This window comes from Micromonospora sp. NPDC049257 (assembly GCF_040678915.1).
Lineage (GTDB): Bacteria > Actinomycetota > Actinomycetes > Mycobacteriales > Micromonosporaceae > Micromonospora > Micromonospora antibiotica.
The window spans coordinates 44,206-59,139 of record NZ_JBFAQU010000020.1; the positions used below are offsets into that span (position 1 = coordinate 44,206).

10 protein-coding genes are annotated in these 14,934 nt (G+C 72.7%); 4 read left to right on the forward strand and 6 right to left on the reverse strand.

Translation table 11 applies throughout. From position 1 onward, the window contains the following. Window positions 1-52: 52 nt before the first annotated feature. From fabF to AB0K25_RS24195, 3 genes are read left to right on the forward strand one after another with little or no spacing between them, the layout of a single operon-like run. Entirely contained in the window at window positions 53-1,333 is a 1,281-nt protein-coding gene (fabF, locus tag AB0K25_RS24185) for a beta-ketoacyl-ACP synthase II (protein ID WP_255597618.1), read from the forward strand. Next, window positions 1,330-2,415, forward strand: a complete 1,086-nt coding sequence (locus AB0K25_RS24190; RefSeq protein WP_208566712.1) for a branched-chain amino acid aminotransferase — start codon at window positions 1,330-1,332, stop codon at window positions 2,413-2,415. Before fabF ends, AB0K25_RS24190 begins: the two co-directional genes overlap by 4 nt. Beyond that, the gene (locus tag AB0K25_RS24195) at window positions 2,415-4,028 is read left to right on the forward strand and encodes a polyketide synthase (protein WP_363822845.1); all 1,614 of its coding nucleotides are present in this window, start codon (window positions 2,415-2,417) and stop codon (window positions 4,026-4,028) included. The genes AB0K25_RS24190 and AB0K25_RS24195 overlap by 1 nt, the downstream gene beginning before the upstream one ends. Window positions 4,029-4,159: 131 nt before the next feature. Here AB0K25_RS24195 and AB0K25_RS24200 read toward each other — a convergent pair whose 3' ends face one another. The 6 genes from AB0K25_RS24200 to AB0K25_RS24225 all read right to left on the reverse strand — a co-directional run bounded on the left by AB0K25_RS24200 (window position 4,160) and on the right by AB0K25_RS24225 (window position 12,260). Further along, window positions 4,160-4,624 carry a PaaI family thioesterase gene (locus AB0K25_RS24200; protein WP_219462807.1) on the reverse strand — a complete coding sequence of 155 codons (465 nt, stop codon included), beginning with the start codon at window positions 4,622-4,624 and terminating at the stop codon, window positions 4,160-4,162. 183 nt (window positions 4,625-4,807) lie between these two features. Further along, window positions 4,808-6,334 carry a family 43 glycosylhydrolase gene (locus AB0K25_RS24205; RefSeq protein ID WP_363822848.1) on the reverse strand — a complete coding sequence of 509 codons (1,527 nt, stop codon included), beginning with the start codon at window positions 6,332-6,334 and terminating at the stop codon, window positions 4,808-4,810. A gap of 80 nt (window positions 6,335-6,414) precedes the next feature. Then, entirely contained in the window at window positions 6,415-8,469 is a 2,055-nt protein-coding gene (locus AB0K25_RS24210) for a family 43 glycosylhydrolase (protein WP_363822851.1), read from the reverse strand. A gap of 85 nt (window positions 8,470-8,554) precedes the next feature. After that, window positions 8,555-9,763 (reverse strand): cellulose binding domain-containing protein, encoded by a 1,209-nt coding sequence (locus tag AB0K25_RS24215; protein WP_357534335.1) that lies wholly within the window; start codon window positions 9,761-9,763, stop codon window positions 8,555-8,557. 442 nt (window positions 9,764-10,205) lie between these two features. After that, entirely contained in the window at window positions 10,206-11,204 is a 999-nt protein-coding gene (locus AB0K25_RS24220) for an acetylxylan esterase (protein ID WP_219462805.1), read from the reverse strand. A 15-nt stretch (window positions 11,205-11,219) separates the two neighbouring features. Beyond that, complete coding sequence (locus AB0K25_RS24225) at window positions 11,220-12,260, reverse strand: LacI family DNA-binding transcriptional regulator (protein WP_219462803.1); 1,041 nt, start codon at window positions 12,258-12,260, stop codon at window positions 11,220-11,222. A 281-nt stretch (window positions 12,261-12,541) separates the two neighbouring features. Between AB0K25_RS24225 and AB0K25_RS24230 the strand changes: the two genes are divergently transcribed. After that, entirely contained in the window at window positions 12,542-14,926 is a 2,385-nt protein-coding gene (locus tag AB0K25_RS24230) for a glycoside hydrolase family 3 N-terminal domain-containing protein (RefSeq protein ID WP_363822856.1), read from the forward strand. Window positions 14,927-14,934 lie beyond the last annotated feature (8 nt).

A 14,934-nucleotide genomic window follows, 5' to 3' on the forward strand; every position in this document is an offset into this window, starting at 1 on the left:
CTGATAGTGTTCTATCGGTCGTTCGGTGGCGGGAGAGCGGAGCCGGAGCGGGATGCTGGGGGGCGACGGCGAGATGGTGACCGACGACGTCGTGATCACCGGCATCGGTGCCGTCACGCCACTGGGTCTCGACCGGGACAGCACCTGGCAGGGCCTGTTGGCCGGCAAGTCCGGCGTCGGCCCGGTCACCGCGTTCGACGCCGCCGCGTTGCCCACCCGGATCGCCGCCGAGGTGCGCGGCTTCGAGCCGGCCGAGCACTTCTCCGGCAAACAGCTGCGACGGATGGCCCGGTTCAGCCAGTTCGCGGTGGTCGCCACCCGCGAGGCGGTCGCTGACGCCGGGCTCACCGTCGACGCCGACAACGCCGCCCGGGTCGGTGTGGTCGTCAACGCCGCCGTCGCCGGCTTCGACACCGTCGAGGCGACGGTACGCGGGCTGCTCGCCCCCGATCCGACCGCGCCCCTGTCGCACTTCGTGCCGTCCTCGTTGACCAACATGCCGGCCTGTGAGGTGGCCATCGAGGTGGGCGCGCACGGGCCGGTCAACGCCAGCGCGCTGGCCTGTGCCAGTGGCGCGTACGCGCTGCTCGACGCCCGCCGGCTGATCCTGGCCGGGGAGGCCGACGTGGTCATCTGCGGTGGCACCGACGCGGCGATCACCCCGGCCATGTTCGCCGGTCTGGTCAGCATGGGGGCGATGTCCCAGCGCAACGATGACCCGACCGGCGCGAGCCGGCCCTTCTCCGCCGACCGGGACGGCTTCGTCTTCGGTGAGGGCGCGGTGATCCTGGTGCTGGAGTCCGCCGCGCACGCCCGCCGCCGGGGTGCCACCCCGTATGCGACGGTCGCCGGTGGAGCGCTGACCAGCGACGCGTTCCACGTCAGCGCTCCCCGCCCCGGCGGGGTGTACGCCGCCGAGGCGATCCGGCAGGCGCTCGACCGGTCCGGGGTGCGCCCCGACCAGGTCGACTACGTCTGCGCCCACGGCACCTCGACGAAGGCCAACGACCTGACCGAGACGGTGGCGATCCGGGCGGCCCTCGGCGCGGCGGCCGACCGGGTCGCGGTCAGCGCCCCGAAGTCGATGCTCGGTCACCTGATCGGCGCGGCGGGTGCCCTCGGCGCGATGGTGTGTGCGCTGGCGATCCGCGAGGGCATCGTCCCGCCGACGGTCAACCTGCACCAGCCCGATCCGGCCTGCGACCTGGACTACGTGCCCCACCAGGCCCGGGAGACGCCGGTGCGGGCGGCCCTCACCAACGCGTTCGGCTTCGGTGGGCAGAACTGCGTCGTCGTGTTCACCGAAACCCCGTCGCGAGGAGAGCCCGGATGACCGCGCAGTTCCCGTTGGTCCCCACCGACCACCCCACTCCGCCGCAGACCCGGGAGGAGATCCTCGCCGACCCGGGGTTCGGCCGGTACTTCACCGACCACATGGCGACCGCCGTGTGGTCGCCGGACGCCGGCTGGCACGACCACCGGGTGGGTGCGCTGGAGCCGTTCACCATGCATCCCGGCGCGGCGGTCCTGCACTACGCGCAGGAGATCCTCGAAGGGCTCAAGGCGTTCCGGCACGCCGACGGCAGCGTCTGGCTGTTCCGCCCGGAGCTCAACGCCCGCCGGTTCGCCGCGTCCGCCCGCCGGATGGTCCTGCCGGAGCTGGACGAGGAGACCTTCGTCGAGAGCGTGGCCGCGCTGGTCCGCGCCGACGAGGCGTGGGTCCCGCCGTACGGCGGTGAGCAGAGCCTCTACCTGCGTCCGTTCATGTTCGCCTCGGAGGCGTTCCTCGGGGTGCGTCCCGCCCAGCAGGTCACCTACTGCGTGCTGGCCTGCCCGGCCGGGTCGTACTTCCCCAACGGGGTCACCGGCGTCACGCTCTGGGTCAGCACCACCTACAGCCGGGCGTCGATCGGTGGCACCGGCGCGGCGAAGTGCGGCGGCAACTACGCGGCCAGCCTCGCCCCGCAGCGGGAGGCCCTCGGTCACGGCTGCGAGCAGGTGCTCTACCTGGGTGGTGAGGGGCGGCGCAGCATCGACGAGTCGGGCACCATGAACGTCTTCTTCGTCACCCGCGACCACCAGCTGCTCACCCCCGGGCTGGGCACCATCCTCGACGGGGTGACCCGCGACAGCGTGCTGACCCTCGCCGCCGAGCACGGGTTGGAGCCGGTGCAGCGCACCATCGACCTGGACGAGATGCGGGCCGGGTTCGCCGACGGGTCGATGACGGAGGCGTTCGCCGCCGGTACGGCAGCGGTGATCACCCCGATCATCGGGCTCAAGAGCGACGACTTCGCCCTCACCATCGGCGACGGGGCACCGGGCAAGTACACCCAGCAGTTCCGGGAGCGGCTGCTCGACATCCAGTCCGGCCGGGCTGCCGACACCCACGGCTGGATGCGTCGGGTGCTGTAGTGCCCACCCCGATCGCGGTCGTCGGGATGGCGGTCCGCGCGCCCGGCGGGGTGTCGAGCCTCGACGCGTACTGGTCGGCGATCCTGGCCGGCCGGGACCTCACCGGCGAGCTGCCCGACGACCGCCGGGCCGGGTTCGGCACGCAGTGGGACGGGATGGTCACCCGGGGCGGCTACTGCGACGCCGTGTTCGACTTCGACGCGAAGTTCTTCGGCATCTCGCCCCGGGAGGCCCGGGTCCTCGACCCGCAGCACCGGCTGCTGCTCGAGGTGGTGTGGGAGGCGTTCGAGGACGCCGCGATCCCGGTCGCCACCGTCGCCGGGGGCACCGGGGTCTTCGTCGGGGTGACCGGCCGGGACTACCGGCAGTGGCTGACCGGGGACCCCAACTCGTACTGGACGATCGGCAACGGGCACAGCTTCACCGCCGGGCGGGTCGCGTACACCCTGGGGTTGCGGGGGCCGGTGTTCGCGCTGGACACGGCCTGTTCGTCGTCGCTGGTGGCGGTGCACACGGCGGCGCGGGCGCTGGCGGCGGGTGACTGTGACGCGGCGGTCGCGGGCGGGGTCAACCTGATCCTCGCGCCGAGCACCACCCGGTCGGTGGCGCAGACCGGCGCGTTGTCGCCGGACGGCCGGTCGCGCCCGTTCGACGCCGACGCCAACGGGTTCGTCCGGGGCGAGGGCTGCGCGATGCTGGTGTTGAAGCGGCTGGCCGACGCGCAGCGCGACGGCGACCGGGTGCTCGCGGTGCTGCGCGGCACCGGCATCAACCACGACGGCCGGACGGCGACGTTCACCACGCCGAACGTGTCCGCCCAGTCGGGGCTGATCGACACGGTGCTGGCCGCCGCCGGGATCACCCCGTCGGAGGTCGGTTACCACGAGGCGCACGGCACCGGGACCCCGCTGGGTGACCCGGCGGAGATGTCGGCGATCATGGCGGCGCTCGGTCGTGCCGACGGCCCGCCGCTGTACGTGGGTTCGGTGAAGGGCAACATCGGGCACACCGAGTCCGCCGCCGGGGTGCTCGGGCTGGTGAAGGCGGTGCTCTGCCTGCGGCGTCGGACGATCGCCCCGCAGGCGAACTTCCGCACCCTCAACCCCCGCATCGACCTCACCGGCACCGGCATCGAGATCCCGGTCGCCCCGGTCGCCTGGGACGACGGGTTCGGGGCCTGCGCGTCGACCAGCTCGTACGGGATGAGCGGCACGAACGCCTTCGCGGTGCTGTCGCCGGCCCCGCCGGTGCCGTCGACCGCGCCGTCGTCGGTGGACGGGTTCCCGGTGTCGGCGGCCACCGGGCCGGCGCTGAGTGAGTTGGCCCGCCGCTACGCCGACCGGTTGGCCGCACTGCCGGCGGTGGACTATCCGGCGTTCGCCGGCACCGCCGCCGGGGGGCGGACCCGGCTGGCGCACGCCGTGTGGGTGCGGGCGTCCGGGCCGGTGGAGGCGGTGGCGGCGCTGACGGCGGTGGCGGCCGGCACCGCCCATCCGGATGTGCGGGTGCTCGGCGCGGACGATCCGGTGCCGATGCCGAAGGGCCGGGCGGTGACCGCGCTGCCGACCTACCCCTGGCAGCGGCGCACCCACGTCGTGGACCGCCCGGACTGAGTCACCCGGTGACCCGGCCGTGCGCTGTCGACGTGTGGGCGCACCGGTGCCCCCGCCGTGGGCTGGATCGACCGGCGGCCCGGCCGGACGGTGCACGCGCCGGTGTCCCGGCCGGGGCAGGGGCGGACGGGTCAGCCGCCGGCCCGGACGGCGTGCTCGGCGCGCAGGGCCGCCCGGGTGGCCCGGGACGGCAGGGCGAAGTGCAGGGTGGAGGCGGCGACCAGGACGCCCCGGCGGTCGTTGGCGCGGGCGTCGACCACCGCCGACCGGCTGGCCAGTTTGATCACCTCGGCGGTGACCCGCAGCTGGCCGGGCTCGGCGGGTTCGAGGAAGCTGATGCTGCTGTGCGCCAGGACCATCGCGGGTGTCGGGCCGATCAGCACGGTGACCGCGACGAAGCCGGTCAGGTCCATCGCCCAGAACGTGGCCGGCCCGGAGATGGTGCCGTCGAGGCGGAGTTCGAGGCAGTCGGGGCCGGTCACCGAGACGACCCGCCCGTCGTCGACCGACTCCAGGTGCAGGCGCTCGGCCCCGGAGATGACCTCGGCGAGCCAGGCCCGCGCTTCATCGACCGACATCACCGCTGGACTAGCCATGGACGCCACTATAGGCGATGACCGGGTAGCGCTCCGTCCCCGAACGGTCACCCCGACGTGGCGGGTTGCCCATCCGGACGGCCCCGTCCGCCCGGCCCGACGGCCCACCGGCCCGGCAGGCCGGCCACCTCGGACGACACCCGCCGGGCCACCCCTGTGTCAGGGCGGCCCGGCGGGCGGCGGTCACTCCAGCACGAACGTGGCGTCGGCGTTGCCGGTGGCGTCGGTGACGGTCCGCAGATAGAGCAGGCCGTTGCTGTGCCGCAGGTACTGGCCGGGGTAGTTGACCGCCTCGAACGACACCCCGGCGGCGTTGGACAGGCCGGGCCGCTGCACGAAGCTGGCGTCGGCGCGGTACGTCGACGACGCGTCGTCCCGCTCGACCCACACCTCCCAGTTGCGGTGCCGCAGGTGGTAGCCGGGGAAGTTGGTGGACTCCAGGGAGACCGTGTTGCCGCCGGCCAGGCCGGGCACCAGGCGGAACTGCGAGTCGGCGAGGTTGGTCACGTTCGCCTCCAACCGGGCCCGGTACTCCCAGTGGCGGACGAACCGGTCGGGCTGGTTGTCCGACCGCAGCCGGACCGGGGTGACCCCGTCGGGCACCGGGATGCCGAAGTTCGGGGTGCCGTCGGCGTTCCAGTAGACCTTCTGGACGCGGGTGCGCCGGTTGGGGTCGCGCAGCGGGTCACCGCTGATGTCCCGGTAGTTGCGGTCGTGGTAGACGAGGATGTCGCTCTGCCCGTCCTCGGAGACGGTGAACGAGTTGTGCCCCGGCCCCCACTGGCCGGTCGCGGCGTTGCTGGTGAAGACCGGTTGCGGCGACTTCACCCAGGACGACGCCCGGAGCAGGTCACTGCCGGCCGACGCGGTCAGCAGCCCGAGGCAGTAGTTGGCGTCGGTGGCGCTGGCCGAGTAGGTGAGGAAGATCCGGCCGTTGCGTTGCAGCACGGTCGGCCCCTCGTTGACCTTCACCCCGCCGCGCATCTCCCACTCCAGGGTCGGCACGGCGATCCGGGTGGGGGTGCCGCTGAGCGTCCACGGGTTCGCCATCCGGGCGATGTAGAGGTTGGAGTTGGTGGCGATGCCCGGTTCGGCCTGCGCCCAGATCAGGTAGCGCACACCGTTGGTGACGAACGTCGACGCGTCCAGGGCGAAGGTCTCCCAGGGGGTACGGATCTGCCCCTTCTCCGCCCAACTGGCGGTCAGCGGGTTCGCCCCGGTGCCCTCCAGGACGTACATCCGGATCGCCCAGACGTTGTCGGTGGCGCCGGCGGCGAAGTAGACGTACCACCGGCCGTCGATGAAGTGGATCTCCGGGGCCCAGATGTGCGCGCCCATGATCCCGCTGGTGTGCCGCCGCCAGATGACGGTCTCCGGTGCGGTGGACAGGCCTTGGAGGGTGGTGGCCCGGCGCAGCACGATCCGGTCGTACTCGGGGGCGGTGGCGGTCATGTAGTAGTAGCCGTCGGTGTGCCGCACGATGTGCGGGTCGGCGCGCTGCGCGACCAGCGGGTTGGTGACCCGGACGGCGGGGGCCGCCCCGGCCGGGGCGGCGGCGGTCAGCAGGGTGGCCAGCAGGGTCAGCACGATCAGCGCCGCCGCCCGGGCCCGGCCGGGGTGGCGGGCGGGCGGCAGGTCGGTGCGGGGTGCGGTGGCGGGCGGGTGCGGGTACGGCGGGACGGCCGAGCGGGGGTGGTGTGAGGCGGACATGGGGGTGCTCCTGTCGGAGGTGGGGGATGCGCCTCGCCGGCCGACCACGGGGGTGGTCGGCCGGCGAGGAGGGACGGGTCCTACGACTTGGCCAGGTCGAACTTCCGGACGGTCACCGCGCCACCGAGGGAACTGGTGGCGTAGTTGAACATGGCGAACCGGTAGCCCATGAAGAACTGCCAGGCGTTGTTGAGGGTGAAGGCGGGACCGAGCGAGGTGAAGTTCACCCCGTCGGTGCTGTACGAGAAGCGGGCCTGCCGACCCGAGCCGGGACTGATGTCGGCGTTGACCCGCAGCCAGATCTTACCGCCGGAGATACCGGCCCCGGCGACCTCGGTGCCGGTGTTGGTGGTGTTCCAGTTGCTGTCCATGGTCAGGTTGTTGACCACGGCCACCCGGGTCGCGCCGTTGTCCCGGCGTACGCCGATCCAGGCCGACTGGTCGCGCAGCATCGCCAGGCCGCTGCGGTCACCGTCGCGCATGGTGGAGTAGTCGAGTTCGATGGTCGCGGTGGACCGGGGACCCTGGATCCGGTGGGTCAGCGTGTTGCGGGCGTTGTAGAGGTCGTTGGTCACCGTGGCGGTCTGCAACCGCAGGCCGTCGTTGACCGACCACTTGGTGTTGTCCGGGTTGTGGTTCCACTCGTACTGCGGGCCGAGGGTGGTGCCGGCGAACGTGTCGGTCCCGATCATGGGTTTGACCTGGCGTGGTGGTCGGGGCACGTTCGGGTACGGGTAGGAGGCACCCCAGGTGTTGTTGACCAGCTGGAGGACGGGCCAGCCGCTGGCGTTCCAGGTGACCGGGGCGAGCACGGGCACCCGGCCGCCGGGGTAGGCGTCCACGAACCCCATGTAGTACCAGTCACCGTTCTGCGTCTGCACCATGCCACCCTGGTGCGGCACGCCACCGCCGGCGATGGGTCCGGGCAGGTTCAGCAGCACCTGTTGCATGGTGTACGGCCCGAACGGGCTGGACGCCTTGAGGATGTACTGCCCGTTGGCCGGTCGGGTGAGGAAGATGTAGTAGCTGCCGTTGCGCTTGTAGAACCGGGCCCCCTCCAGGGTGCCCACGTTCGACGGGGTGGTGAACACCTGCTGCGAGCGGACCTGGGTCTTCCCGTCGGCGGAGAGCTGGGCGACACTGATGTTCGTGTTGCCGTACGCCACGTACATGGTGTCGTTGTCGTCGACCAGCAGGCCGGCGTCGTAGTAGCACTGGTCGAGGGTGGTGTGCCTGGTCCAGGGTCCCTCGGCCGACGGCGCGGTGTAGATGTAGGTCTTGTTGAAGTCGATGCAGCCGCCCCAGTAGAACGTCTTGTTGCTCTTGCGGTAGCCCAGGAACGACGCCCAGATGCCCCGGACGTATCCGCGCCCGGCGGTCATGTCGTACTTCTGGCCGAAGTCCAGCTTGGGCACCGAGTGCCCGGCGAACTCCCAGTTGACCAGGTCGTAGGAGCGCAGCACCGGAGCGCCGGGGGAGTAGTGCATGGTCGACGCGGAGTAGTAGTAGGTGTCGTCCACCCGCAGGATGTCGATGTCCGCGAAGTCCTGCCAGAGCACCGGGTTGGCGAAGGTCGACGAGGGCGGCCACTGCCCCGGCGGCGGGGTGGTGGGGGGCGGCGTGGTCGGCGGCGGGGTGGTCGGTGGTGGCGTGGTGGGCGGGGGTGTGGTCGGCGGCGGGGTGGTCGGCGGGGGTGTGGTCGGCGGCGGGGTGGTGGGGTTCGGGCCGCCGTTGCACACGGTGCCGTTGAGGGTGAAGCTCGTCGGCTTCGGGTTGCTGCCGTTCCACGAGCCGTTGAACCCGAACGACACGTTGGCACCGGTGGCGATGGTGCCGTTGTAGCTGACGTTGCGGGCGGTCACCTCCGCCCCCGACTGCGTGACGGTGGCGTTCCACGCCTGGGTGACCTGCTGCCCGGCCGCGTACGACCAGGTCAGGGTCCAGCCGTTGATCGGGTCACCCAGGTTGGTGATGGCCACGTTCGCGCCGAAGCCACCACCCCACTCGGACGAGACGGTGTAGTCGACCGTGCAGCCGGCCGCGGCGGCCTCGGCTGGTAGGGCGACGGCTGTCCCGGCGGCGATCAGGCCGATGGCCAGAGCCAGCCGGGCCGGCAACTTTCTGTTCAATGGCATGCGGTACTCCTACTGGGGTGGTGGGAGTCGGAGGGTCGGGAGCAGTCCGGCACCGGGGTGCGGTCACCCCGGTGCCGGACGGCGGTCAGGCGACCGTGCAGGCGGTGCCGTTGAGCGTGAACGAGGACGGTCGGGCCGTGCTGCCGGTGTGGGTGGCCTGGAAGCCGACGTCGACCGAGGTGTTCGGCGCGATGGTGCCGTTGTAGGACACGTTGCGGGCGGTCACCGCCCCGCTAGTGGGCGTGTAGGTGGCGTTCCAGCCGCTGGTGATGGTCTGCCCACCGGGCAGGGTGAACTCCAGCGCCCAGCCGTTGACCGCCGTACTGCTGGTGTTGGTGACGCTGATGGAGGCGGTGAGACCGGAGTTCCAGGCGTTGACCGTGTACCCGACCCGGCAACCTGCCGACGGCGGGGGCGTGGTGGGCGGGGGCGTCGTCGGCGGGGGCGTGGTGGGCGGCGGAGTGGTCGGCGGGGGCGTGGTCGGCGGCGGGGTGGTCGGCGTGTTACCGCCGAGGCTGCCGGGCACGGCGCGCAGGGCGTTGTACCAGGTGGTGGCCATCTTGCGGTAGCCGGTGGCGTTGGGGTGGATGCCGTCGGCCAGGTCGGCCGTGCCCACCGCGCTGAACATGTCCACCAGGTGCACCCGCTTGCCGGCGGTGACCTTGCTCTGCACGATCCCGGGGATCGCCGCGTTGAAGGTGCGCACCGCCGACTCGGTGCCGTTGCGCGGGATGATGGTGGCGACGAAGACGTCCGCGTTCGGCGCGGTGTTGGTGATCTTGTCGATCAGGGTGGAGAGCCGGGCCGGGGCGCCGGAGGCGTTGTACATGTCGTTGGTGCCGATGTGCAGCAGCACCGTGCGCGGGGTGGTGTTACGCAGCCAGTTCACCACGTTGGCGTCGATCTGGGCGATGGTCCAGCCGGAGTGGCCCTCGTGGTCGTGGTCGCCCAGGTTGGACGGACCGTTGAACATCGACCCGACGAAGTCGACCCGGTAGCCGTCGGCGACCAGCCGCTGCCACAGCTCGATGCGGTAGCCGCCGGGGACGTTGAACCCGTCGGTGATCGAGTCGCCGAGGGGCATCACCCGTACCCCGCCGTTGGACTCGGCGGCGGCGGGTGCGGTCACCACGGACCCGGTGGCGACCGCGGCCACCAGGGCCGCGGTGGCCAGGCCGAGCAGGCGCAGGCCCCGACGCATGGTGGGCAGGCGTCGGCCGGCGGGGGCGGCGTCGACGAGGTGGGATCGGTCGGACGGGGGTGGCCCGGCGTTCGGGCAGCTCGTGCCGCTCATGAAAACTCCCTGGGGTGGCGGTGCGGACGGTGCAGCACGGCGACCGTCCCGGGGGTCGCCGTCTCGTCCGGCTGGTGGACGAAGGAGTGCGTCGGCACCACCCGGACGCCGGCTCGCGGGGCGGACCGACCACCGCTTCCCGGCGGATCTGCATGGGGTGATGGGCGGACGGTGCGCCGCGCGCAACGGCCAGGATCCCGGACTCGTCACTGGTCGTGGACGCCGTGAGGTGCCGCTGGCCGCCGGTCGCGACGTGGACGAACCGGTGACCCGCAGCCGGAGCGTGCCCTGCGCTCCCGCCGGGATGCACCATATCGTGTTATCGCTAACATCAGCAACATCGGTGAGTGACGATGCCCGGGTGGGCTGCCGACCGGACGAACCACCCTCCGGGTGCCGGGGGCGGGACGCGGCGACCGGGCTCGGGCGGGCCGACCGCCGGTCACCGCGCCGCGTGCTCCGTGCCCCCCACCAGCAGCGCGTCGAGCCAGCGCAGTTGCCGTTCGACCTGCCACGCCTCGCCACCCTCGTGGCCGTTGAACGGGTAGGTGTGCAGCTGCCGCGCCGGTGTCCCCTCCCGACCGTTCGCCGCGCCGTACTGGTTGTAGGCGGCGAAGCCGGTGCTCGGTGGGCAGACGTTGTCGCGCAGGCCGATGCCGAAGTGCGCGGGCGCGGTGGCCCGTCGGGCGAAGGTCACCCCGTCGACGTAGGACAGCGTGTGCCGGACAGCCTCCTCGACCTGCCGGTGCACCGCCAGGTACCTGGCGATCTCGCCGTACGGGGCGGCGTCGGTCAGTTCGATCCCGCGCTGGACGTCGCAGAGGAACGGCGCGGTGGTCAGCAGCGCCGCGAGGTCGTCGCGCAGGCCGGCGACCGCCAGGGCCAGCCCGCCGCCCTGGCTGTTGCCGACGGCGGCGACCCGGGCCGGGTCCACCCCGGGCAGCGCGCGCAGGGCATCGACCGCCCGGACCGCGTCGGTGATCAGCCGACGGTAGTGGTAGTCGTACGGGTCGAGGATGCCCCAGGTGGCGGGCCACGGGCCACCGGACGCCCCGTGCGGGTCCGGGGTGTCGCCCGCGCCGTGCAGCCCGGACTGGCCCCGGTTGTCCATCAGCAGGTGCGCGTACCCGGCCACCGGCCAGGTCAGCCGCTCGTGCGGCAGGCCCCGGCCGCGCCCGTAACCGGCGTACTCGACCACGGCGGGCAGCGCGGCGTCGATTCCGGCCGGGCGGGTGTACCAGGCCCGCACCGGGTCACCGGCGAAACCGGCGAAGGTGACGTCCCAGGTGTCGACCAGGCGCAGGTCGGTCCGGTGTGGGCGGACGTCGACGAGCACCGGCCGGACGGTCGCCTCGGCGAGCGTGGTACGCCAGAACGCGTCGAAGTCGGCGGGCTCGACGACAGCCGGCGTGTACCGCCGCAGGTCTTCGGTGGCAGACATGGGTTCCTCGGGTGGTCAGGGGCGGGTGGTGGCGGGTGGTGCGGTGCTCTCCCGGACGACCAGCTCGGTCACCAGGTCGATCCGGCTGGTCGCGACGGAGCCACCCCGGGCCAGCTCCAGCAGCATCTGGGTGGCGGTGCCGGCCATGTCCCGCAGCGGTTGGTGCACGGTGGTCAGCGGCGGGTCGGTCCAACCGGCCACCGGCAGGTCGTCGTACCCGATCACCGAGAGGTCGTCGGGCACCCGCAGGCCGAGCTGGCGGGCGGCCCGGAGCACGCCGATGGCCTGCAGGTCGGAGCCGGCGAAGATCGCGGTGGGCCGGTCGGGCCCGGCCAGCAGCTCCAACCCGTGGGCGTGCCCGCCGTCGACGTAGAAGCTGCCGTAGCGCACCAGGTCGACGTCCACGGCCAGCCCCAACTGGTCGTGCGCGGAGCGGAAGCCGGCGGCGCGGGCCTGGCTGCACAGCACGTCCCGGGGGCCGGAGATGACGGCGATCCGCCGGTGTCCCAACTCCATCAGGTGCCGGGTGGCCAACAGGCCGCCGTTCCAGTTGTTCGACCCGACGGTCGGCACCGACGCCGAGGTCGCGCTGTCGGTGTCGACCACCACGAACGGGATGCGGTGCTCGGCCAGCAGGAGTTGTTGGGACGGGGTCGGGTGGCAGAGCACGAAGAGCAGGCCCAGCGGCCGGCGGGCGATCAGGGCGTCCAGCCGGCGGGGCGCGGGCCGGTGCTCCCCGTCGAGCTGGGAGATGGCGATGCCGAGCCCGGCGGCGCTGGCCACCGCCTCCACCCCGCTCATGATCTCCATCGCCCAGCCGGAGTTGAACTCGTGGAAGACGAGGTCGATCTGGTCGATGCCGGGCGACTGCCGGCGGATGCGACGGCGGTACCGGTGGCGCTCCAGGCTCTCCTCGACCCGCGCCCGGGTCTCTGCGGCGACGTCCGCACGCCCGTTGAGCACCTTCGAGACGGTCGCCACGGAGACGCCGACCTCCTCGGCGATGGTGGCGATGGTGGCCGAGGACTGTGGGGTGGGCGGGCGGGACGCGGTCATCGAAGCCTCACCAGGCACTTCCGAAAGTTTCGGAGGACTCTAGCACGTCGGCTGCGAAAGCGGGATCGGCGTCGATGGAAGATTTTGACGGGGGTGAATGCCCTTTGCGGGAAGAGCGCTCCCGGATGTCGCATTTGAGACCCTTGACAGTCTCCGGGATGCCTCCTAAGTTGCCCGAAAAAGGTAACGCGCTGTTTACGAAATTTTCGAACCCTCCGCCGGCACACCGCGTCGGTCAGTTCGGCGCGGGCGGGGGAGCGGTCGATGGTGAGAGGTGTGGCATGAGAAGTCAGGTGCCCGTCGACGACGGCCCGACGCCCCAGGACACCCAGCCGTGGCGGGATCCGCGACGCTCACCCGCGCAACGGGCCGACGCGCTGGTCCCGGTCATGTCGCTGGAGGAGAAGATCGCCCAGCTCGTCGGGGTCTGGGTCGGCGCGGAGGCCTCCGGCGAGGGGGTCGCCCCGCACCAGGCCGACATGATCGACGGGGCCCCGCCGTGGAGTGACATCATCCGGTACGGGCTCGGGCAACTGACCCGACCGTTCGGCACCGCGCCGGTCGACCCCGTCGTGGGCGCCCGCTCGCTGGCCGCCTCCCAGGCGCAGATCGCCGCGGCGAGCCGGTTCGGCATCCCGGCCCAGGTGCACGAGGAGTGCCTCACCGGGTTCGCCGCCTGGCGGGCCACGGTCTATCCGACCCCGCTGGGCTGGGGCGCGTCCTTCGACCCCGCGCTGGTCGAGGAGATGGCCGGTCGGATCGGCCGGTCGATGCGGGCCGCCGGCGTCCACCAGGGACTCGCCCCGGTACTCGACGTCACCCGGGACTACCGGTGGGGACGCACCGAGGAGACCATCGGCGAGGATCCCTACCTGGTCGGGACGACCGGTGCGGCGTACGTGCGGGGCCTGGAACGGGCCGGTGTCGTCGCCACCCTCAAGCACTTCGCCGGCTACTCCGCCTCCCGGGGCGGCCGGAACCTCGCCCCGGTGTCGATGGGCCACCGGGAGCTGGCCGACGTCATCCTGCCGCCGTTCGAGATGGCGCTGCGCCTCGGTGGGGCCCGCTCGGTGATGCACTCGTACGCCGAGATCGACGGCCTGCCCGTCGCCGCCGACGAAGGGCTGCTCACCCGGCTGCTGCGTGACGAGTGGGGGTTCACCGGCACCCTCGTCGCCGACTACTTCGCGGTGCGGTTCCTGGAGACCCTGCACGGGGTGGCCGCCGACGCCGCCGACGCCGCCCGACTCGCCCTGCGCGCCGGCATCGACGTGGAACTGCCCACCGTGGACGCCTTCGGCGAACCGCTGGTGGCGGCGGTGCGGGCCGGCGAGGTCGACGAGGCGCTGATCGACCGCGCGCTGCGCCGGGTGCTGATCCAGAAGATCGAGCTGGGGCTGCTCGACGCGGACTGGCAGGAACTGCCCGAGGACGTGGAAAACCTACGCCTCGACGACGAGACCAGCCGGGACGTCGCCGTCCGGCTGGCCCGCGAGTCGGTGGTGCTGCTGCGCAACGACGGCGTGCTGCCGCTCGCCCCCGACCGGCGGGTCGCCCTGGTCGGCCCGGTCGCCGACGACCCGATGGCCCTGCTCGGCTGCTACTCCTTCCCCAACCACGTCGGCGTCCGGCACCCGGAGCACGGGTTGGGCCTGGAGATCCCCTCGCTGCGCGACGAACTCACCCGGTTGGTTCCCGGCCTCGTGCACGAGCCGGGCTGCGCCATCACCGACGGGGACACCTCCGGCATCCCGGCGGCGGTCGCCGCGGCGGCGGCGGCCGACGTGTGCGTGCTCGCCGTCGGCGACCGCGCCGGCATGTTCGGCCGGGGCACCTCCGGCGAGGGCTGCGACGCCGACGACCTGCGGCTGCCCGGCGTCCAGGCCGACCTGGTCCGGGCCGTGCTCGACACCGGCACGCCGGTGGTCCTGGTGCTGATGACCGGCCGGCCCTACGCGCTCGGCCCCGACCACGACCGGGCCGCCGCCGTCGTCCAGGCGTTCTTCCTCGGCCAGCGCGGCGGGCAGGCGCTCGCCGAGGTGCTCACCGGCGCGGTGAACCCGTCCGGGCGGCTGCCGGTCAGCGTCCCCCGCGACGCGGGTGGCCTGCCGGGCACCTACCTGACGCCGCCGCTGGGCCGACGCTCCGAGGTCTCCTCGATCGACCCCACCCCGGCGTACCCGTTCGGCCACGGGTTGAGCTACACCACCTTCGCGTGGACCGACCCGGTGGTGCCGGGCGTCGGGCCGGCCGACGGGCCGCCGGCCTGGCCGGTCGACGGCGAGACGACGGTACGGATCACCGTGCGCAACACCGGGCACCGGGCCGGCACCGAGGTGGTCCAGCTCTACCTGCACGACCCGGTGGCGCAGACCACCCGGCCCGTGGTCCGGCTGGTCGGCTTCGCCCGGGTGCCGCTGGACCCCGGCGCGGCGGCGCACGTCAGCTTCACCGTGCCGGCCGACCTCACCTCGTTCACCGGGCGCGACGGCCGGCGCATCGTCGAACCCGGCGACGTCGAGCTGCGGTTCGGCCGCTCCAGCGGCGACACCGCAGCGGCCCTGCCGCTGCGCCTGACCGGCGACGAACGTCAGGTCGGCGTCCAGCGGCACCTGCTCACGTCGGTACGGGTCGAGCCCGTCGCGACCGGCCCGCACGCCGGATAGGAGGCCGA

Coding starts and splice junctions, on each gene's coding strand:
- AB0K25_RS24190 (WP_208566712.1), top strand. CDS start 1,330: ATGACCGCGCAGTTCCCGTTGGTCCCCACCGACCACCCCACTCCGCCG.
- AB0K25_RS24225 (WP_219462803.1), bottom strand. CDS start 12,260: ATGACCGCGTCCCGCCCGCCCACCCCACAGTCCTCGGCCACCATCGCC.
- AB0K25_RS24200 (WP_219462807.1), bottom strand. CDS start 4,624: ATGGCTAGTCCAGCGGTGATGTCGGTCGATGAAGCGCGGGCCTGGCTC.
- AB0K25_RS24230 (WP_363822856.1), top strand. CDS start 12,542: ATGAGAAGTCAGGTGCCCGTCGACGACGGCCCGACGCCCCAGGACACC.
- AB0K25_RS24205 (WP_363822848.1), bottom strand. CDS start 6,334: ATGTCCGCCTCACACCACCCCCGCTCGGCCGTCCCGCCGTACCCGCAC.
- AB0K25_RS24220 (WP_219462805.1), bottom strand. CDS start 11,204: ATGTCTGCCACCGAAGACCTGCGGCGGTACACGCCGGCTGTCGTCGAG.
- fabF (WP_255597618.1), top strand. CDS start 53: ATGCTGGGGGGCGACGGCGAGATGGTGACCGACGACGTCGTGATCACC.
- AB0K25_RS24210 (WP_363822851.1), bottom strand. CDS start 8,469: ATGCCATTGAACAGAAAGTTGCCGGCCCGGCTGGCTCTGGCCATCGGC.
- AB0K25_RS24215 (WP_357534335.1), bottom strand. CDS start 9,763: ATGAGCGGCACGAGCTGCCCGAACGCCGGGCCACCCCCGTCCGACCGA.